A 21,385-nucleotide genomic window follows, 5' to 3' on the forward strand; every position below is an offset into this window, starting at 1 on the left:
TATGTTTGTATCACTGACAGATCCATTATTTCAAGAAGCAATTCCTGTATTAGGACAAATTGAGTCTCATGGATATGAGGCTTATTTTGTTGGGGGTTGTGTAAGAGATACATTATTAAATAAAAAAATTAATGACATTGATATTGCAAGCAGTGCAAGACCAGAAGAAGTTGAAGCTATGTTTCCGATTACGTTTGATGTCGGTAAGGAACATGGGACAATTGTTGTTGTTGTGGATAAAGCGCCTTATGAAATAACAACATTTAGAACGGAAGGCGACTATACTGATTATAGACGGCCAGATGAAGTAAATTTCGTTCGTAATTTAAGAGAAGACACGTTAAGACGTGATTTTACAATTAATGCGATGGCATTTGATCGCCAAGGCGAATTATATGACTACCACGGCGGTGTAAAGGATTTAAATGACCATCTAATCAGATGTGTTGGTAATGCGCAGGAGCGCTTCTTAGAAGACGCTTTAAGAATGATGAGAGCGATTCGATTTGCCTCTCAGTTAGGTTTTGAGATTGAACAAGAGTCATTTAATGCGATTCAAGCTTTAAAAGCAAATTTACAACATATTTCAATTGAACGAATCAGAATAGAATTTAGTAAATTTTTACTTGGAAATTCTTTTACTGAAAAATCCCAGTTACTCGTCAACACAGGGTTAGCTGAATACTTGCCAGGATTTACGCAAGAGTTAGCAGGAACAGTTATGTCTGAATTAAGTAAAGATTTTAAAGACACACCAAATGCTTTACGTGATGAGCGCTTAGTCTGGGCTAGAATGTTAAAACATATGGGAATCATTCAGCCAGAAACAATTCGTAGTTTTTTAAAAGAATGGACACATAGTAATGCTTTTATCAAAGATGTGATCCAAATGATTCAATTGTTTGACTACTTTAAAGAGGAACATGTCACAAGTTGGGAAGTTTACAATTATGACTTCTCAAATATTCAACGTGTTGAGGACTTTTTATTTGAAACTCAACGTATTGACCATAAATTTGTCGAAGATATTTACAACGCATTACCAATAAAAAGCAAAAAAGATATTGCCGTTAATGGGAAAGATGTTATGACAATCCTTGATCTTAAAAAAGGCGGTCCAGAAATTGGGGCATGGTTAGATAAGATTGAACGATTAATCATTGAAATGGAACTAGAAAATACTTATAGTATGATTGAAGCTTATATAAAAAATAGTGGCAGTATAGATTAGGAGTGTTTGTATGCCTAGGTTAAAGAATAAAATTGCAATCGTTGATATTGAAACAACCGGGCCCAATATTGACGAGGGTGATCGAATCATCCAAATTGGAGCAATTATTATATCTGAAGGCAATATTGTTAATACATATTCGATGTTAATAAATCCTAATCGTGAGATTCCAGAACATATTGCAAAGTTAACAGGTATTAAAGAAGAAGATGTGGCCAATGCACCACAGTTTAATAGTGTAGCGACTTTATGGCATGAGAGGCTGAAAGATTGTGTCTTTATTGCTCATAATTTAGGCTTTGACTTACGCATACTTAAAGAAAGTTTTGAAAGATTTGATTTAGAATTTGATCCTATCGCACTAGATTCAGTGGTCCTTGCGAAAATCATCGTCCCAACAGCAATCGGATTTAATTTAACGGATTTAAGTCGTCATTTTAATTTAGAATATAGTGAAGCTCATGATGCCTATTCAGATGCATTAATCACTGCAGATATTGTGAGTGAGTTAGCTAAAATTGCGAAAGAAATTCCGGTTGAGACTCTTGGTCGAATGGAACCATTTTTAAGGCATTTGAGATATAACGAAATAGAATTTTTCACTAATCCAGATAAGTTTATTTTAAACGACATTGTTAGTGACAAAAGAGCGGATGTAGATTTAGAAAGTGAAAACTTACCTAAACAGAATCAAACCCTTTCAGAATTTATTTATGAAAAATGGCAAAACCATCCTTATGCTGTCTTAGAAGATACACATCGTCCCATTCCATATGACGTGATATTTAATGAAAGCATCTTAAAAGAGGGGCGTTATTTATTATCTTTGCCTACATTAGATGAATCAAATTATTGGAGTGACGTGATTATAAGGCAAACTACTTTAGAAAAGATTGCTTTATTAAAGTCACAAGGAAATTATTTACATGAAAAAGCTTTTGAGAATTATATTCTTCAATATAATTTCAAGCGTAATAATCAACAGGAATTACTCGTTATAGCGGCATCTATACATTGGCAAGCTTTGTCAAAATTCGGTGATTTTAGCGAAATTAATAAAGAATTGTCTATTAAAAACTTGTTAAGTAAGCACCAAGCGAACGATTTATTAGTAAAGAACCATTCTAATTTCCATAATGTGATTAAAAATGCTAAAAAAGCAAATATCATCATCACTTATGACGCTAATTTACACAGTATGATGCAAAAAAACAGAGAACAGACAGAGTATTTATTCAATCGACATCTGATTATAGGTAATGTTAATTCCTTTATTGACTCTGCTCGCTATATTCAACAGAGTAATATTGAATTGAGTGATTTGAGTAATCATTTACTTAATTTATTTGATGATATGCAACAAATTTACAGTGATAATCAATATGTTGTTCATTTAAGCAAAGAGATTCAATCGATGAGAGATTTAAGTAATAACTTAATCTCGATAATCAGCAATATACTAAAAGAAGAACCGTTTGATAACACAATCCAACAAGAAAATGTTCAAACTTACGTGAATATTGAATCCGATGACGCGAAGAAGATCATGGACTTTGCCAATAAGATTAGAACTAAATTAGCTGGCTTTTATAAGCAATTAGTTATTGAGTCAGAAAAGCTGAAGAAAATGAATCAACAAGTTCTACCATTACACCGTTTTATTAACCAACTAGAACAAATGAATTTGATGAATGACGAAAAAAATTATATGACAATCAGCGCAACACGAGTGAATAACAAGTTTTATAATATATCAATTCAAGTGAAGCCTATTCTTATTAAGAAAGAAAGTCTTACTTGGCTGCTTGATATGCAAAGTGCATTATTAGTCAGTTCAGGAAACTATTATAATTCTAGAATGACTGGAGATTCCAATTGGATCCAACTCGACTCAGCATTTGATTATTTAAAACTACCAACATTATTTAAAGAAAATAGACATATTCTAAATCATCCAGTTGAATTTATTCAAGGTGAAGATAATGCAACACGAATTTCTGATTTATCTGACTTTATAAATAGTGATCGTAAGCATTTAGGCGATAAAATTATAATTATTATGCCGAATCAGTTTTTAGTTTCAGATCTTTTCCATAAGTTAATTCTTAATGACGAAATTTCTCAAGATTATCATATCTTAGCTGAGTCCATAACTGGAAGTTTAAATCGAATTAGAAGGCGGATATATGAAACTGAAAAAGTTATTGTCATTCTCAGAGAAAGAAGCTTTACTGAACTTCTTTGGGGAGATAATCAAACTGAAATTTCAGTTCTGTTATATAATTTACCTTTCCAATCTCCAGGTGAAACTAAAATACAAGCGAAGTATCATTATCTAAAGAAAACAAAAGATCAAACGGAATTATTTGATGATATATTGCTACCACAAATGATTCAAAGAATTAAAAACGTCATCAATTTTATTAGTAACAATTATGCGAATGAAAAACTTTATATTTTAGATAAGCGTTTATATACAAAGTACTATACAAAAGAAATATTAGATCAATTAGAATCAATGGTTGAAATTAATATATTGAACTAACTACTTCATGTGTTTATTCAATTTACATCAAAAATATGTTATTATATAACGGTCATGAAATTAGAAAGAAATATCGGAAGGAGGCCAAACGTTGAACCGTAAAGTAGTATCAGGATTAACAGTTTTACTGTTAATTGTACTTGTTGCATTATTATTTATCTATTCGCAAAGTATGGGTTCGATGGTGCAAGCTCAGGAGGAAACTGTCGAGTTAGTTTCTTTAGATTATAATGTCGAAGAAGTTAACGATTTCTATTGGGTAACTATTGATGAATCATACTTTACACTGGATTTTACAGATGAGAATGGTAATCAAATATATGCAATTGTTACGCAAGACGGAGGAGATATTCAATATTATACTTCTCAAGATATCATATCTCATCAAGATGCCTTATCGATTACACTCAGTGAAAATGACCCAACGAAACTATTACAACCTCGACTTGGGATGATGAATAATCAACCCGTTTGGGAGATTTCATTTAAAGCTGAGAATAATACACTATCGTATTATTATATTAATGCGTCAAATGGCGAGTGGATTCAATCTATCGCTAATATTTAAGAATTTAGGGGGAATATTGTGGATACAATTACAATGCGTCAAGCAGGCGACTATGTAGATAAACAAGTAAAAATTCATGCGTGGGTTACAAACAAAAGAAGTAGTGGGAAAATCGCTTTCCTACAACTACGCGATGGACACGAGTACTTCCAAGGTGTCGTGTTAAAAAACCAAGTAGGTGAAGAAACATTTGAGTTAGTTAAACACTTAGGACAAGAAACAAGTGTTGAATTAACAGGTGTTATCCAAACAGATGATCGTTCAAGTTTAGGTTATGAACTGTTAGTTGAATCAATTAAAGTGATTGGTGAAAGTCATGAATACCCAATTACACCTAAAGACCACGGAACAGATTTCTTAATGGATCACCGTCACTTATGGTTACGTTCATCAAAACAACACGCTATTATGCAAATTCGTAATGAAATCATTCGCTCTACATATGAATTTTATAATGACCGTGGTTTCATTAAAGTGGACCCACCAATTCTAACTGGAAGCTCACCTGAAGGAACAACAGAGTTATTCCATACGAAATACTTTGATGAAGATGCTTTCTTATCACAAAGTGGTCAATTATACTTAGAAGCTGCGGCTATGGCTTTTGGTAAAGTATTCTCCTTTGGTCCTACGTTTAGAGCAGAAAAATCAAAAACACGTCGTCATTTAATTGAATTTTGGATGATGGAACCTGAAATGGCAAACTACAATCATGAGGAAAGTTTAAAAGTACAAGAAGAGTATGTTGCTTTTGTTGTACGTAATGTGATTGATCATTGTGGTTCAGCTTTATCTACTTTAGAACGTGATGTTGCTACCTTAGAAGAATATACGAAATTACCATATCCACGTGTATCTTATACAGAAGCAATTGAATTATTAACAGAGAATGGCTTCGATGATATTGAATGGGGAGATGACTTTGGTTCACCTCATGAAACATTTATTGCCAGCAAATACGATCGACCAATCTTTATTGTTAACTATCCAAAAGCAATTAAACCATTCTACATGAAGATTAATCCTGAAGATCCTCGTACAGTATTATGTGCCGACATGATTGCACCTGAAGGTTATGGTGAAATCATTGGTGGTTCAGAGCGTGAGAATGATTACGAAATCATGAAAGAAAATATTACTAAATTTGGTTTAGACTTAGATGCTTACCAATGGTATTTAGATATTTCACGTTATGGTAGCGTACCACATAGTGGGTTTGGAATGGGTCTTGAACGAGTAGTGGCTTGGTTATCTGGAATTGAGCATATTAGAGAAACAGCCCCATTCCCAAGATTATTAAACCGTTTATATCCATAAGACAAATTATTTAATGTGTAAAAGCCATTTTCAGATGGCTTTTATGCGTTTATAGGGAAAATTTTAAAAGAAGGGAGTTAAAGACTATATGAGAAGCACTGCCTATGATTGGATTAAAGACGGTTTTACTTCAGTACCTAACATTCTTTTTGATCAATACCATCAACTTGAATTAACCGGTGATCAGATGGTTTTATTATTATATATTTTTTCTCAAATCAATCGAGGAAAATCATCTGAAGATATGAACCGTCTATCCATCGATCTTGGTTGGAGTAGCCACAAAGTGAGCGACACACTAAGTCAACTCATGAACAAAGACTTCCTAGAAATCGAATTGGTGCCAAATAGTGAAGGCAAACAAACGGATCATTATACATTAAGACCGTTGTTCGACAAATTAGATGAGATAAACTTCCAACAAAGTGCCCAAAGCGCACAAAATACGAAAAAGAACCATTCGGCTCCCCAAAATGAAGGGCTGAATATAGTCACATCATTTGAACAAGAATTTGGAAGACAATTAACTCAGATTGAATTAGAAACATTAAATGACTGGGTAAACATTTCTAAATATGATGAAAAGTTAGTTCAATTAGCTTTAAAACAAGCAGTTTTAAACCAAGCGCTGAGTTTAAAATACATTGACCGTATCTTACTTAATTGGGAAAAGAAAAATATTCGAACAGCAGATGAAGCTCAAAGAGACATTGAGCGATTTGAGAATCGAAATAATCAGAATAATTCACAAATGGTGGATGATTCACAATATGAGCATATCGAAATACCACTTAATTACTGGGACAACAATTAATAGGAGAGACATATGACCTTAAATTCAGAAGAAGTACTTGATATTATCCACCGTATGGATCGTTTAATTCCAGATGCAAAATCTGAATTGGATTATGAAGATCCCTTCCACATGTTAGTTGCGGTAATGTTAAGTGCACAATCAACAGATAAACAAGTGAATAAGATAGTTCCTGCCTTATTTGAAGCTTTTCCCGATCCAGAATCAATGAGTCAAGTCACAGCACAAGAAGTCGAACCATACATTAAAACACTGGGACTTTATCGTAATAAAGCGAAGTATTTAGTAAGTGCGGCTAAAGATATAGTTGATAAATTTAATGGGAAGATTCCTGATAATCGAAAAGATTTGATGTCACTTTCTGGAGTAGGACGAAAAACAGCAAATGTTGTTCTTTCAGTTGTTTTTGATACACCAGCAATTGCTGTAGATACCCATGTTGAAAGAGTATGCAAGAGGTTAAATATCGTACCTGAAGATGCTACTCCAGTACAAGTTGAGAAGATATTAATGGAAAAATTACCTGAAGAATATTGGAGTCATGCACATCAGTTGCTCGTTTTATTCGGAAGATATTACTGTACTGCTAGAAGTAAGAAGTGCTATGAATATTTAGAAGACGTATAGAAAAACAGCTTCGAATGTAGTGACCCCCTGAATCCGGACATGGATTTAGGGGGTTTTTAGATGGAAAAAGAATATAATAAAGAGCTAAGATTGACGGTAGTTAAAGAAAATGAAGCGGGTGTTTCACAACAGAGCTTAGCTAAAAAATATGGTGTGGCACGTAGTACAATTAAAAATTGGTGTTATCAATATCAAATGTATGGTGAGGCTGGGATTGAAAATAGCTTGTCTAAAACGAAATATAGTGGCGAATTCACGTTATCTGTTTTAAACTATAGACACATACATCAGGTGTCTTATAGAGAAGCGGCTGAACACTTTAATATCAAACAAGGCTCCACGATTGCCAACTGGCAGAGAGCGTATGATAGTCAAGGGTTTGAAGGCTTAACTGGGGCACCGGGACGTCCAAAAAACAAAGGAGACCGTGCAATGACTCATCAAGATAAGCAACCTCGAAACCTATCACAATCTGAACTAGAAGAACTTATTGAATTAAGGGAAAAAACTATGTATTTAGAAGCGGAGAACGCGTATGTTTATGGCAATATAATAATACATAAGATTGCAGCCTGAAAGTTCATTCTATGAATGGAAAGCGAAATTAAATCAACCCGAGGAGGATACGGAAGAGAATACACTCATCGAAGCAATTAAAGCAATCATTGAAGCGTCAAGTCAAAGTTATGGGTATCGCAGGGTCACCTTAGCTCTAAATCAGCGAGGACGTAAAATTAATCATAAGCGTGTCTTAAGAATTATGCGAGAAAATCAGCTCTTGTGTGTGAAATTCCGCCGTAAAAGTCGTCGATATAGTTCATTCAAAGGAGAAGTTGGAACCATCGCTGATAATCATCTGGATCGCCAATTTGTTACGGAAGAACCGAATCAGGTTTGGGTGAGTGATGTGACCGAATTTAAAGTAGCCCATTCAGAAAGTAAATTGTATTTATCGCCGATCATGGATCTCTATAATAGTGAAATTATCGCGTATAGTCTCAGTCAATCTCCGACAGTTAAATTTACCAATCAATCGCTTGAAGATGCATTAACAAAGTTACCTGAGCAACACGACTTAATGGTACACACCGACCAAGGATTTCATTATCAACACAGGTCATGGGTCAAGCTACTTGAAGAAAACAACATTTGTCAGAGTATGTCTCGACGAGGGAACTGTCTAGATAATGCACCGATGGAAAACTTTTTTGGTTTATTGAAGCAAGAAATGTACTACGGTGAAACTTTCGAAAGTATCGAGGAGTTAGAAGCACGAATCAGATCATATATTTACTGGTACAATCACGAACGAATTAAAACAAAACTAAACGGCCTGTCGCCTATTCAATATAGGTTACAAGCCGCTTAGAAAAAATATTCAATTAAAGTCCGTTTTTAAGGGTTCACTACAGAAGTGAATTCACTTCGAAGCTGTTTTTTATTATCGTCTTGAGCGATTAACCCCAATGAAGATAATGGGTGTAATAATTGTTGCTAAAATCGCTTCTGGAATACCATTGGCTGTGACAATTCCCCATAAAATCGGCCATATTTGACTAACATTTGCGCCATCAATGGCTCCGATATATTCTGTAGGTTTGAAGATTCCAATAGCGCCAAGAACTAAAATTGTATTTAAGATACTACCAACAAAGCCTGCAACAGCACCTTTAGTAGAATCAGGAAAACGATCAAGAATATATTTAATACATAATCCTAATAGAAGCGGCATGAGAATTCGTGGTAAAACACTAACTAAAGGCGAAGTGAAGATCATTCTTTCAATTGGATTACCAATAAGCCATGCTCGAACGAGTGAATTTAAACCAAAAACTAGGCCTAAAATCATACCATCGCGTGTACCGAGCCACAATGTACTTAAAATTACCGTAATGGGAATAATAGTCATGGCAATAGGGCCAATCGTAATAAAGCCAAGGAATGGCACCCAACTTTGAATGATGATTAATGCAATAAAAAGACCTAGAATAACTAGTCTTCTTGCGTTATTATTAGAATAACTACTTTTCATGATTTAACTCCTTATAACTATCATGTAAATTATTATATCATATAGTTATAAAATTATAATAGATAAATTAGATGACTTTAGATTGGGAACGGCAAAATGTTTGAACAATGGCTCGAAATGGAACAGTTTTATTTTACGGATATGTGGATATTTGTCACGATTAGTTGCGTATTAGGTATTATATTTTTTGCTTCAATCGCTTATATAAAAAAAAGAATCGTACAAATTATCGCGTTAGTGACGATTATTTTCTGGCTTATAACCGGAGTATTTGTCTACCGAGGTTACGAAGAGCATCATGAAATGATTGATTTAAATAGTTATATTAATGCTGCTAATCGCACATATGAGAAGAAAATATTTTTTGACTTTCCTTATTCCTATTCAGAACTGTCTCTTTATAAGCAAGGTTATATGAAGAAGTATTTTGAAGCTTTACCTTTTTATGATGAAGATCAATTATCTGAAGAGGTCGAATACAAGGGGAGTGATGGTACTTATTATTATATAGAAGCTAAAGGGGATATATACTATACTTCCCAACGTATCTTAAGTTTCTCTGATCAGGTAGATGAACCGCAGAGACTAGGAGTTCAATATCATCTAGATGATCAACAGTTTGAAACCATTGGTTTTATTAATCCCTCATCGGTATTTTTAGAATCATATATAATACCTCAAAGTTTAAGTGACCTTGAAGTAAGTGAAGAAGATAAAGAGAATGCTGTTTATCATTCCGACCAACAAATTGGTCGATGGTTATCACCATAAAAGCAAAAAAGAGTGAATGAGATTTTATTCTCATTCACTCTTTTTGTTACCAAGGATTATTTTCTGATTCAGATTCCGTACCGAAAACACTCGGACTTTCTTCTTCAGGTAATTCATTCCCATTTGGTTCGGATTCAGTTCCTTCTGGCGTAGATTCTTCTGATTCATCATCGGAAGAAGTTGTTTCATCTTCACTTTCAGATTCATCCTCGGAAGAATCTTCCTGAGTTGTTAGCGTAAGTGTAATGACCATTACGTCAGAACTACTATTACCATCAACGATTCTTAATCTTAAGACATATTCACCATCACTTGCTGCAGGAATTTGGAATGCAGTGTTCGTTCCGGTGTAAACAATTTGTCCGTTAACAGATAATTCAAACTGTCCAGATTCAGTCAATGGTCCCCATTGAGCATTAATCACTTGATTCTCTTGATCATATTCTGCATAAAATCCAGTTGGTGGATTGATATAACGACCATAAGCAAGCGATTGTTCAGTAGGTTCTTGACCTCTAATAAACAATTCGTTTGATTTAGCTTCAGCAGGCGTATATGGTCCCGGTAATAATATTGGATCAGTATATTTTTCAATTTCTACTTCAACAATACTTTCTGGTTTCTCCCAATCTGTTACTGGTACATCTGCCATTAGATATGTCATCATTTCACGATAGATATGCTGAGGAATAGCAGTTTCTTCAAGGGTTAAGTAATTACCAGGTTCATTTGGATTATCATAACCCACCCAAGAACTGATTGAATACTGTGGACTCATTCCAACATACCAACCATCAGGAGCAGCATATGTTCCTTGGTTTAAACCAAGGGCTGCTAACTGGTCCTCAGTATAATTCGTTGTCCCAGTTTTACCAGCATGGTAAATACCTTCAATATCAGAACTACTAGCAAATACACCAGGCACACCTTTTAGAATGTCTGTTAACATATAAGCGGTAGTATCTTTCATTGCTTGACGCGTTTCAGTTTCGAATACTTCTTCAGTACCAGCAGAAGTAACAACACGATTCACCGTATATGGCTTATTGTATTCACCATAGTTTGCAATGGCAGCATAGGCTGCTGACAATTGAATAGGTGTAATTTCTCCACCTAGAGCGTTTGCTTCGACTAATTCACGTTTGTTGTCATTGAGGATATTGATATCCATCTTTTGTAAAAAGGCATAGGCATTATCTAACCCAACCGCTTGAAGCACTTTTAAAGCCGGAATATTACGTGAGCCGGCTAAAGCCTCACGAAGTGTCATATTACCTTCATATTCAAAGTCATAGTTATAAAATTCTTGACCGCTTGAGTACGTATATGGTTCATCAACGACCAATGTACCTGTAGAGAAGTTTAAGTATTCTAGGGCAGGGCCATAGGCAGATAAAGGTTTCATAGTTGAACCAATTGAGCGATTCAATGTATTTGCACGGTTTAAGCCCATCGCTACTTCTTGTTTACGACCACCGATTAAGGCAACTAATTGCCCATTATCGACATCTACAATAGAAGCAGCCGTTTGCATTTGATCATCAGGGAAGACAACTGCTTCATTATTATTCACCGTATCATAAAGCTTCTCTTGAGCTTGAAAGTCCATATTCGTATAAACTTCAACGCCATCGGTATAGATGTTGACATTCATCTTATCTTGCACTTCTTGAGCCACAACATCTAAGTAAGCATCAATGACTAAGTCAACTTTTTTCGTTGAGCTATCAGATAATTGTACTAACATTGATTCAATTGAAGTATTCACTGATTCATCATGTTGCTGTTGAGAAATCATTCCTCTATCTAACATAACTGCGAGTACTAAATCTCGACGTTCTTTAGCTTCTGCAGGATTCGTATAAGGATCATAAGTAGAAGGTGCTTGAGGAAGACCAGCTAAAAGGGCAGCTTCGGCTAAATTAATCTCCTGAATATCTTTACCGAAGAATTCCTTAGCAGCCGTTTTGGCACCATAGACATTATTTGAATAGAATAGTTTATTTAAATATAAAGTTAAAATCTCATCTTTACTATATTCTTGTTCAATTTGCATTGCGAGCCAAGCTTCTTGAGATTTACGTTCTAATGTTTGGTCTTGGAAATCAGTTGAGAATACAGATAGTTTTACTAATTGTTGAGTGATTGTACTACCACCTTGAACAATACCTCCAGCTCGAAGGTTTGCAATTAGTGAACCAACAATTCTTATCGGGTCGACACCATTATGATTATAAAAACGAGTATCTTCAATAGCGATAACCGCATCTTCTAATACTTGTGGGATTTCTGAGGCTTCCATGACATCTTTATTTTGCCCCCCAAGTTCCTTAACTAAGTCACCAGACTTATCATATATCTTACTCGAAACTTGACCTTGTAAATCACTAAAACTAATTTCAGGGGAATTCATTGCGTAATAACCGAAAACTCCCGCACCACCAATGACGGCAATGAAAAAAAGCATAATGAGTAAAATGAAAATTCGTTTGACGATTTTCTTAGGTTTTCGATTGCGTTTATTTTTGTTTTCCTTATTATTATTTTTATTTCTATATTTTTTGCGTTCTACACGACTTCCAGTTGCCATTTACGACATCCTTTCTACAAAGTAACTTTAATTTTTTTCTAACAAGTATTTATCAAGAGCTTTTAAGTAATCAATCATTGGAAAAATACCCGTAGGGCATTCATAACCATTATCCTTGATAAAATCATAAGTTAGACTTTGTTTGTCATTATTTTTTATATATTGATGTATATATTGATAAGGCAGTAAATAAATTTCATCTAATTCACTAAACGATACAATCAAAAAGGCGATACCGCCTTGATCTAAACAAGAAAGCATATGTTCTCGTTGATGTTCTGGTAAGTTAGATAAAGGAAAGCTAGTTTTGTTTTTAGTTTCCTTTGCTTCAAAATCGATGTACTTGCCTTGATATACACCGTTATAATCCGTAGTGGAAGCATGACGGTAATATGCTTCTGTAATCCGAGCAGCACTTCGCTTTGGATAATCTACGCGAACAACTTGAATCGGAGTGGGCTTCTTATGAATAACTGCTAAATTATGAGTCAGATAATACTCATTACTTTTATTTAAGCGTTCTTCTAAAGACATTCCCCGACTTCCATAGTTTATTTTCTTGTTTCGTTTTAACTTGATTTGTTTTTTAGGACCATGTCCCATTGGATATTTCACCATGATGTCACTCCTTATCACTATTTTTCATTATAACTAATTATTAAACTGTTAGATAGGTAAAATAGAGATAAAATATAAATTTAATCCAATTGACAAAAATAATAAACATTTATTCAAACATAGATTTTATTTTATCATAAGTTGCATGTTGAAATATGAATAATATGTGATATTATATTGAAAAAAGACTTGCGTAGGCTATATCTGTACGAATTGTTGAGTAAAACTGTTTACAAAAGGGCAATTATCGGTTAGAATACAAAGGTATGTAAAACAAGAAGTGTTGGAGGGTTAACTTAATGACTACAAATTTTGAAAAAGCAACAGGCAATGAAGGTACATTAACTTTTGAAATTCCTCAAGAGGAAGTAAAAAAAGGATTAGACCAAGCCTTTAAAAAAGTACAAAAAACTGTATCAGTTCCAGGTTTCCGTAAAGGGAAAGTTCCACGTCAAATTTTTAACAACGTGTATGGTGAAGAAGCTTTATATGACGAAGCTTTAAACGCTGTATTACCGGATGCATATGAAGCTGCTGTTAAAGAAGCAGGTTTAGATGTGGTTGGACAACCAAAACTTGATATCGAAACAATCGGTAAAAAAGAACCTTGGGTAATGAAAGCAGAAGTTACATTAAAACCAGATGTTGAACTTGGTGATTATAAAGGACTTTCAGTAGAGAAACAAGATACTGAAGTCACTGAAGAAGACGTTCAAAACGCAATCAAATCTCGCCAAGAGAAATTAGCAGAATTAGTTGTTAAAGACTCAGAAGCGGTTGATGGTGATACTGTCGTTATCGATTACGAAGGTTTCGTAGATACTGAAGCATTCGATGGTGGTAAAGCAGAAAATCATTCATTAGAATTAGGATCAAATTCATTTATTCCTGGTTTCGAAGAGCAATTAGTTGGAACTAAAGCTGGCGATAACGTAGATGTTAACGTTACTTTCCCAGAAGAATACCAAGCTGAAGAGTTAGCTGGTAAAGAAGCTGTGTTCAAAGTAACAGTACACGAAGTTAAAGCTACTGAATTACCTGAATTAGATGATGAATTTGCTAAAGACGTAGATGACGAAGTTGAAACTTTAGCAGAATTAGAGAACAAAATTCGAGTTCAATTAGAAGAAGAAAAACAACAAGCAGCTAAAGAAGTCTTTGAAGACTTAGCTTTACGCCAAGCTGTTGACAATGCAGAAGTTGAAGGTGGCGTTCCATGGGCTATGGTTCATGAAGAAATTCACCGTCAAATGGACTACTTCTTAAATAACTTAAGTCGTCAAGGTATTCAACCTGAAATGTACTACCAAATTACTGGTACAACATCTCAAGACTTACATGATCAATTCGAAGAAGAAGCTGAATTACGTACTAAGACAAACTTAGTATTAGAAGCTATCGTTAAAGCTGAAAATCTTGAAGTAAGCGACGAAGAAAAAGAAGAAGAAGTAAAATCTCTTGCTGAACAATATGGTATGGAAGTTGACCAAGTTCGTGGATTTGTTTCTGACGACATGTTAGATTCAGATATCAAGATGAAGAAAGCAATGAGCATCATTGTTGACTCTGCAGAAGAAAAGTAAGATAGTAAGGATTAAAGATTAATATTATAGAGGGATTGCAAGAGTCACTAGTGTTTAATTTGGGGCTTCTTTGCATCCCTCTTTTGATGTTATTTATATATTGAAAAGAATTAAGGAGGATAATAAATGGCAAAAAAAACATCGGATATGACTAATTTCTATTGTTCGTTTTGTGGAAAATCACAAGATGAGGTTAATAAAATTGTTGCAGGACCAGATGTATATATTTGTGATGAGTGTGTCGAATTATGTAAAAACATTATCGACGAAGAACTGAAAAGTGAAAGAACTCATGAACCTGTAAAAATGTTAATTCCAAGCGAAATTAAAGACGTTTTAGATGATTATGTTATCGGACAAGATGCAGCTAAAAAATCACTTTCAGTTGCTGTTTATAATCATTATAAAAGAGTGAACCAAAATATGATGGATGATGATGAAGTTGAGTTACAAAAAAGTAACATCGCTTTAATCGGGCCAACTGGATCAGGTAAGACATTCTTAGCACAAACAATGGCGAAAACATTAAATGTTCCATTTGCGATTGCTGATGCAACGACATTAACTGAAGCAGGCTATGTAGGGGAAGATGTTGAGAACGTTCTATTAAAATTAGTTCAAGCAGCTGATTATGATATGGAGCGCGCTGAAAAAGGAATCATCTATATTGATGAAATTGATAAAATTTCTAGAAAAAGTGAAAATGTATCAATTACACGAGATGTCAGTGGTGAAGGTGTCCAACAAGCCTTATTAAAAATATTAGAAGGTACAGAAGCAAATATACCTCCTAAAGGTGGACGTAAACATCCAAACCAAGAATTCTTAAAATTAGATACTAAGAACATCTTATTCATCGTTGGGGGTGCCTTTGATGGGATCGAAACGATTGTGAAAGAAAGATTAGGAAGCAAAGTCATCGGTTTTGGGAAAACAACTGGGAAAGTTGATGAAACGAAAAGTTTAATGCAACAAGTAACTTCTGAAGATTTACTTAAATTCGGATTAATCCCTGAATTCATTGGACGTATTCCTATTACAGCAGCTTTAGAGAAATTAACAGAAGAAGATTTAATTTCAATTCTAACAGAACCAAAAAATGCACTTGTTAAACAATACAAAAAACAATTATCAATGGATAATGTTGCCCTTGAATTTGAAGAGGAAGCTCTACAAGCCATTGCGCAACAAGCGCTTGAACGTGGAACGGGTGCACGTGGTTTAAGATCAATCATCGAGAATGTGATGTTAGAAATTATGTACGAAGTGCCAAGTCGTGAAGATATCGCTAAGATAATTATTACGAAGGAAAATGTCGAAGGTGCACATAAACCTGAATACTATAATATTGACAATCGAAAAATTTCATAAAAGCGAGGCAGCATAATATGAAAGTACAAAATCCAAAACTCGAAATAACTGCAGTAAAGCTTGATCAATATCCTTCTATGGATAAACCTGAGATAGCTTTAGCAGGAAGATCAAATGTAGGAAAATCATCGTTTATTAATACGTTGATTGAAAGAAAAGGCTTAGCTAGAACATCTGGCCAACCAGGGAAAACACAAACGTTAAATTTCTATAATATGGATGATAAATTTCGATTTGTAGATGTTCCTGGTTACGGCTATGCGAAAGTATCCAAAACAGACCGGGCTAGATGGGCTAAGATGATAACTGAATATTTAACAAACCGAGATAATTTAGTGACGCTCTTGTTATTAATGGACTTCCGTCACGAACCGACAGAATTAGACATTCAAATGAAAGAATTTGCTGATGAATTAGACATTCCATATGCAATTGTTTTAACCAAAGTTGATAAAATTAAAAGAAGCCAACGAAATAAACATATTTCGATGTTTACTAAAAAGCTAGAATTACCAACGAGTGATGCATTGTTTTTATTCTCTTCAGAAACAGCTGAGGGGAAAGATGATATTTGGGAAGTAATTGAAAGTCAAATCAACTAACAAGAGAACAGGAGAATAAAATGTTTAAGCAACTAAAAGGTCAGTTTAATAAAGCAGAGTGGAGTTGGATGTTTCAGGATTGGGCAAACTCAGCCTATTCTTTAATGATCACAACAGCCATATTCCCAATATTTTATAAGTCTGTTGCCGATGCAGCAGGTATAAGTGGGGCAGATTCAACGGCTTACCTTGGTTATACTAATGCGATCGCAACGGTTCTAACAGCTGTTTTAGCCCCATTTCTTGGGACGAGTGCTGATTATAAAGGGTATCGAAAACCTTTATTCACAATTTCAACACTCTTAGGTATCATAGCTGTATTTTCAATGATGTTTATTGGAAATGGTAACTGGTTATTATTGCTAGTTGTTTATGCGATTTCTTCATTTGGTTTTCACGTAGCGAATATATTCTATGATAGTTCGATTATGGACGTAACGACACCGGAACGATTAGACCAAGTCAGTTCAACTGGCTTTGGTTTAGGCTATATCGGAAGTGTGTTTCCGTTTTTAATATTTATGGTGTTCCAATTAACAGGGATATTCCCTGCGAATGTTACTGTCAATATTGGATTTTTACTTACAGCGGCTTGGTGGTTTATCTTTACTATTCCGTATTGGAAGAATGTAAATCAAGTGAATTACTTAGAAAAGACTGAAGGTATTGTTCAAACGACGGTGAAGTCATTAACTGCTACAGTAAAAGAATTAAAGAAATATCCACATATATATTTGTTTTTATTTGGTTATTTCTTTTATATTGATGGTGTCGGAACAATCATTGCGATGGCCACTTCAGTAGGTACTGATTTAGGCTTATCAGCAAATGAACTCATTATCATGTTGTTAGTTGTTCAAATCGTCGCATTCCCGTGTTCAATTATGTACGGATATTTAGCTAGACGATTTGGTACTAGAACGATGTTATTTGTTGGTATTGCTACTTATATAGTTATTTGTATTTTCGGATTAAGCTTAGATTCATTTACTGATTTCATGATTTTAGCTGTACTAGTTGGAACGGCTCAAGGTGGAATTCAAGGTTTAAGTCGATCATACTTTGGCCAGATTATCCCTAGAGAGAAGAGTAATCAGTTTTATGGTTTCTATAATATTTTTGGGAAATTTTCTTCCGTATTAGGTACGACTATTTTAGGAATTGTAGCGCAGATAACAGGTGATTCTTTAAAAGGATTATTTGCTCTAATCGTGCAATTTATTATCGGTGCGATTCTGTTATACATGGCAAAACCAAGCAAAAGTTACAATAATTAACTTGAAATAATAGAGGTGATTTCAATTGAGTTATATTCCAGAGGAAGTTATCAACGAGGTTAAAAGTAATGTTGATATCGTTGAACTCATTGGACAATATGTTCAATTGAATAAGCGTGGAACTAACTACATGGCCTCATGTCCTTTTCATGAGGATAACAATCCTTCTTTTTCAGTATCACAGCCTAAACAAATTTATAAATGTTTTAGTTGTGGGAGAGGGGGGAATATCTTTGGTTTCTTACAAGAAATTGAAGGTATTTCTTTTACTGAATCTGTAGCAAAAGCAGCTGAGTTTGCGAATATTACTGTTGATGAAAAATATATTCAAGCTCAGCCGTCAAAACAGCAAGAATTCAGTTATTTATATGATATACACGAAAAAGCAAACGATTTTTATCACTACTACTTAATGAGTACAAATAATGGTGAAGAAGCTTATGATTATTTAATTCAAAGGCAGCTAACAAAAGAAGTGTTAGAAGTGTTTCAATTTGGCTTAGCGCCAAGTAACTCACAATTGTTAGTCCAATATTTACAAAAGGCTGGATTTACATCCGAACAGCTTGTTGATTCTGGTATTTTTTATATGGCAGACTCTGGCGAATTAATCGATCGTTTTCGTAACCGTATTATCATTCCGCTTCGTAATAGTCGCGGAGATGTTGTGGCGTTTTCTGGGCGTGTCTTTCAAGAGAATAGTGATAAGTCGGCCAAGTATTTGAACTCACCTGAGACGAATATTTTTAAAAAGGGTAAGTTAATTTATAATTTAGACAACGCAAGATTACCCATTCGTAATCAGAATAAAGTGTTAATTGCAGAAGGTTACATGGACGTCATTAGTTTATACCAAGCTGGATACGAGAATGTAGTTGCTTCGATGGGGACAAGTTTGTCGGAGGATCATTTAAAACAATTAAGTAAAATGACGAACACTTTAATCTTTGCCTTTGATGGCGACGATGCTGGGCAAAAAGCAACAAGTCGAGCTTTTCAGACTGCTCAAGGGATAACGAATGCAGAAATCAAAGCAATTCAAATACCTAATAAACTTGACCCTGATGAATGGATTAAGGAACACGGGCAAGAAAGTTTCCAACAATTAATCAATCAAAGTATTTCACAATTTGAGTTTAATCGAGAGTTTTTTAAGAAAGATTACAATTTAAACGATGAATATGAACTTGCACAATATATTGAAAAAGTTATCGAATTAATTAGCCAAATCAAATCACCTATTGAACAACAATTAAGAATTAATGATTTAGTGAATGAGTATCATCTTTCGGAGACGATTATTACCGAACAGGTCAATCGCGCTCGTGATATTCGACCGAATAATTACAATCAACCTACTGAACAATATAATAGTGTGGAGCCACCTCAATCTAGTTATTCTAATGCGCCAATTACTACGCAAGAACCTGCTTTACAAATTAAATCAAAACGAGCATATAATAGTGAGAAACAAATTATATTTTATTTGATTTACTTCGAAGAGGCATGGGATTATATGGAAGAGTTAAGTAATCCTCCAGTGTTTTTTCATGATTTTACAAGTAAAGCATTTTTTGAGCTAGATCGATATTATTATGAAGGAAATCATTTGCCACTCACTGGTATCATTGATAGAATAAACGATACCCAAGTAAGTCATTTTTTAACTTCGTTAATGTGGGAACAAGAATTATTCGATTTTACTCGTCAACTATTAGATGATTGCTTCAAAGTTTTACAGCAAGAATTTATTCAACAAGAGATCAATGAATTAAGAAAGAAAGTTGTTCAATATCAAAAACAACAAAATTATTCAGAAATGAATCATACTTTAACAAGAATCATGAATTTAACGCGTCAGATTAAAGAAATTTAGGGGGCTTACTTATATGACTGAAAAAGATCAAGTTCAAGAAGAACAGCAACAACAGCAAGATGGAAAAACAATTGAGCAAAAAGATCCTCAACAAGAGCATGTAAAAGAAGAAAGAAGTAATGAGTTATCACTTACGTTAGATCAAGCAACGAAACAATTAATTGCTGAAAAGAAAACGTTAGGTCAAATTCATTATGATGAATTAACGAAATCAATTGCAAGTCCATATGAATTAGATGCAAATGCTATTGATAAATTAATTCAACAAGTAGAAGATAGTGGTATTGCGGTCGTTGGTGACGATGGTGGACCAACTAAACAACAAATGGTACGTGCAGAAAAAGGGGACAAGTCTACAACAGCGTCTTCAGCAGCCGTATCTAAGATTAAAGTAAGCGATCCAGTTCGTATGTACTTAAAAGAAATTGGTCGTGTTGATTTACTTACTGCAGACGAAGAAGTATCGATTGCAAAACGAATTGAAGATGGCGACGACTTAGCTAAACAAGAATTAGCAGAAGCAAACTTACGTTTAGTTGTATCAATTGCTAAGCGTTATGTTGGACGTGGTATGTCATTCTTAGATTTAATTCAAGAAGGTAATATGGGCTTAATGAAAGCTGTTGAGAAATTTGACTACCATAAAGGATTCAAATTCTCTACATATGCAACGTGGTGGATCCGTCAAGCAATCACAAGAGCGATTGCTGACCAAGCAAGAACAATCCGTATTCCTGTACATATGGTAGAAACAATTAATAAATTAGTACGTGTTCAAAGAACCTTATTACAAGATTTAGGGAGAGAACCGACACCAGAAGAGATTGGTGCTGAAATGGATTTACCGACTGAAAAAGTCCGTGAAATTCTTAAAATCGCCCAAGAACCAGTTTCTCTTGAGACACCTATTGGTGAAGAAGATGACTCTCATTTAGGTGATTTCATTGAAGATGAAGGAGCTATGAGTCCAGAAGCATTTACTTCAAGTTCTTTATTAAGAGAACAATTGGAAGATGTATTAGATACATTAACTGATCGTGAAGAAAATGTATTACGTCTTCGTTTCGGTTTAGATGACGGTAATATTCGCACTTTAGAACAAGTAGGTAAAGTGTTTGGAGTGACACGGGAACGTATTCGTCAAATTGAAGCGAAAGCATTACGTAAATTACGCCACCCAAGCCGTTCTAAGCAATTAAAAGATTTCTTAGAGTAGGATACATAATTTAAGATAAAGAGGCAATATCAACCGATATAGCCTCTTTTTACGGTTCTATAATTTTTAGTGTTGGTGAGAAATCACCAGCACTATTTTTGTATACACAAAAAGCCAGTGATTTCCGTTATGATGTAAGTACGAGCAAACACATAAGAAAGGAAATCAACATGGCTTACTTACATTCTACCGCTCTTTTACTTGAGTATTGCGGACGTTCTTTACCAGTAGTGCGGTTCTTTTTACCACTCTTTGCGGGAAGATTTACCAATGTCTGCGGAATAGTTTACCAGTAATAATTAAATGACCCCATTTCTACTCAACTTTTGAGTAGAAATGGGGTCAAC

18 protein-coding genes are annotated in these 21,385 nt (G+C 34.5%); 15 read left to right on the plus strand and 3 right to left on the minus strand.

The genetic code is table 11. From position 1 onward, the window contains the following. Nucleotide 1 precedes the first annotated feature (1 nt). The 8 genes from FEZ33_RS02020 (at nucleotide 2) to FEZ33_RS02055 (ending at nucleotide 8,471) form a co-directional block, all read left to right on the plus strand. Complete coding sequence (locus FEZ33_RS02020) at nucleotides 2-1,231, plus strand: CCA tRNA nucleotidyltransferase (protein WP_138403721.1); 1,230 nt, start codon at nucleotides 2-4, stop codon at nucleotides 1,229-1,231. Between the two features lie 10 nt (nucleotides 1,232-1,241). After that, the gene (locus FEZ33_RS02025) at nucleotides 1,242-3,776 is read left to right on the plus strand and encodes an exonuclease domain-containing protein (RefSeq protein ID WP_138403722.1); all 2,535 of its coding nucleotides are present in this window, start codon (nucleotides 1,242-1,244) and stop codon (nucleotides 3,774-3,776) included. A gap of 91 nt (nucleotides 3,777-3,867) precedes the next feature. Beyond that, nucleotides 3,868-4,344, plus strand: coding sequence for a PepSY domain-containing protein (locus FEZ33_RS02030; protein ID WP_138403723.1), 477 nt, complete (start codon nucleotides 3,868-3,870; stop codon nucleotides 4,342-4,344). A gap of 33 nt (nucleotides 4,345-4,377) precedes the next feature. Beyond that, on the plus strand, nucleotides 4,378-5,661 hold the full coding sequence (gene asnS / locus FEZ33_RS02035; protein WP_231606805.1) for an asparagine--tRNA ligase: 1,284 nt from the start codon (nucleotides 4,378-4,380) through the stop codon (nucleotides 5,659-5,661). Between the two features lie 88 nt (nucleotides 5,662-5,749). Beyond that, the gene (locus FEZ33_RS02040; RefSeq protein ID WP_138403725.1) at nucleotides 5,750-6,475 is read left to right on the plus strand and encodes a DnaD domain-containing protein; all 726 of its coding nucleotides are present in this window, start codon (nucleotides 5,750-5,752) and stop codon (nucleotides 6,473-6,475) included. Between the two features lie 12 nt (nucleotides 6,476-6,487). Beyond that, nucleotides 6,488-7,102, plus strand: a complete 615-nt coding sequence (gene nth / locus FEZ33_RS02045; protein WP_138403726.1) for an endonuclease III — start codon at nucleotides 6,488-6,490, stop codon at nucleotides 7,100-7,102. Between the two features lie 60 nt (nucleotides 7,103-7,162). Beyond that, nucleotides 7,163-7,678 carry a helix-turn-helix domain-containing protein gene (locus FEZ33_RS02050; protein WP_138403727.1) on the plus strand — a complete coding sequence of 172 codons (516 nt, stop codon included), beginning with the start codon at nucleotides 7,163-7,165 and terminating at the stop codon, nucleotides 7,676-7,678. Then, on the plus strand, nucleotides 7,668-8,471 hold the full coding sequence (locus FEZ33_RS02055) for an IS3 family transposase (RefSeq protein WP_171031248.1): 804 nt from the start codon (nucleotides 7,668-7,670) through the stop codon (nucleotides 8,469-8,471). Before FEZ33_RS02050 ends, FEZ33_RS02055 begins: the two co-directional genes overlap by 11 nt. Nucleotides 8,472-8,543: 72 nt before the next feature. Here FEZ33_RS02055 and FEZ33_RS02060 read toward each other — a convergent pair whose 3' ends face one another. Then, nucleotides 8,544-9,134, minus strand: a complete 591-nt coding sequence (locus FEZ33_RS02060; protein ID WP_138403729.1) for an ECF transporter S component — start codon at nucleotides 9,132-9,134, stop codon at nucleotides 8,544-8,546. Nucleotides 9,135-9,230: 96 nt separating this feature from the next. Between FEZ33_RS02060 and FEZ33_RS02065 the strand changes: the two genes are divergently transcribed. Next, on the plus strand, nucleotides 9,231-9,905 hold the full coding sequence (locus tag FEZ33_RS02065) for a hypothetical protein (RefSeq protein WP_138403730.1): 675 nt from the start codon (nucleotides 9,231-9,233) through the stop codon (nucleotides 9,903-9,905). Between the two features lie 46 nt (nucleotides 9,906-9,951). Here FEZ33_RS02065 and FEZ33_RS02070 read toward each other — a convergent pair whose 3' ends face one another. Both FEZ33_RS02070 and recU read right to left on the minus strand, forming a co-directional pair. Continuing rightward, on the minus strand, nucleotides 9,952-12,495 hold the full coding sequence (locus FEZ33_RS02070; RefSeq protein WP_138403731.1) for a transglycosylase domain-containing protein: 2,544 nt from the start codon (nucleotides 12,493-12,495) through the stop codon (nucleotides 9,952-9,954). Between the two features lie 27 nt (nucleotides 12,496-12,522). Continuing rightward, on the minus strand, nucleotides 12,523-13,116 hold the full coding sequence (gene recU, locus FEZ33_RS02075; RefSeq protein ID WP_438942999.1) for a Holliday junction resolvase RecU: 594 nt from the start codon (nucleotides 13,114-13,116) through the stop codon (nucleotides 12,523-12,525). Between the two features lie 296 nt (nucleotides 13,117-13,412). Here recU and tig point away from each other — a divergent pair, with 296 nt between their 5' ends. The 6 genes from tig (at nucleotide 13,413) to rpoD (ending at nucleotide 21,038) form a co-directional block, all read left to right on the plus strand. Then, nucleotides 13,413-14,696, plus strand: coding sequence for a trigger factor (tig, locus tag FEZ33_RS02080; protein ID WP_138403733.1), 1,284 nt, complete (start codon nucleotides 13,413-13,415; stop codon nucleotides 14,694-14,696). A 126-nt stretch (nucleotides 14,697-14,822) separates the two neighbouring features. Next, on the plus strand, nucleotides 14,823-16,067 hold the full coding sequence (gene clpX / locus FEZ33_RS02085; protein WP_138403734.1) for an ATP-dependent Clp protease ATP-binding subunit ClpX: 1,245 nt from the start codon (nucleotides 14,823-14,825) through the stop codon (nucleotides 16,065-16,067). A gap of 17 nt (nucleotides 16,068-16,084) precedes the next feature. Continuing rightward, complete coding sequence (gene yihA, locus FEZ33_RS02090) at nucleotides 16,085-16,669, plus strand: ribosome biogenesis GTP-binding protein YihA/YsxC (RefSeq protein ID WP_138403735.1); 585 nt, start codon at nucleotides 16,085-16,087, stop codon at nucleotides 16,667-16,669. Between the two features lie 20 nt (nucleotides 16,670-16,689). Continuing rightward, nucleotides 16,690-17,946, plus strand: a complete 1,257-nt coding sequence (locus tag FEZ33_RS02095; RefSeq protein WP_138403736.1) for an MFS transporter — start codon at nucleotides 16,690-16,692, stop codon at nucleotides 17,944-17,946. 25 nt (nucleotides 17,947-17,971) lie between these two features. Further along, nucleotides 17,972-19,822, plus strand: a complete 1,851-nt coding sequence (gene dnaG, locus FEZ33_RS02100) for a DNA primase (protein ID WP_138403737.1) — start codon at nucleotides 17,972-17,974, stop codon at nucleotides 19,820-19,822. Nucleotides 19,823-19,835: 13 nt separating this feature from the next. Continuing rightward, nucleotides 19,836-21,038: an RNA polymerase sigma factor RpoD gene (gene rpoD, locus FEZ33_RS02105; protein WP_235888746.1), complete on the plus strand. Its 1,203-nt coding sequence runs from the start codon at nucleotides 19,836-19,838 to the stop codon at nucleotides 21,036-21,038. Nucleotides 21,039-21,385 lie beyond the last annotated feature (347 nt).

The organism is Ruoffia tabacinasalis (assembly GCF_005864045.1).
GTDB classification, from domain to species: Bacteria; Bacillota; Bacilli; order Lactobacillales; family Aerococcaceae; genus Ruoffia; species Ruoffia tabacinasalis.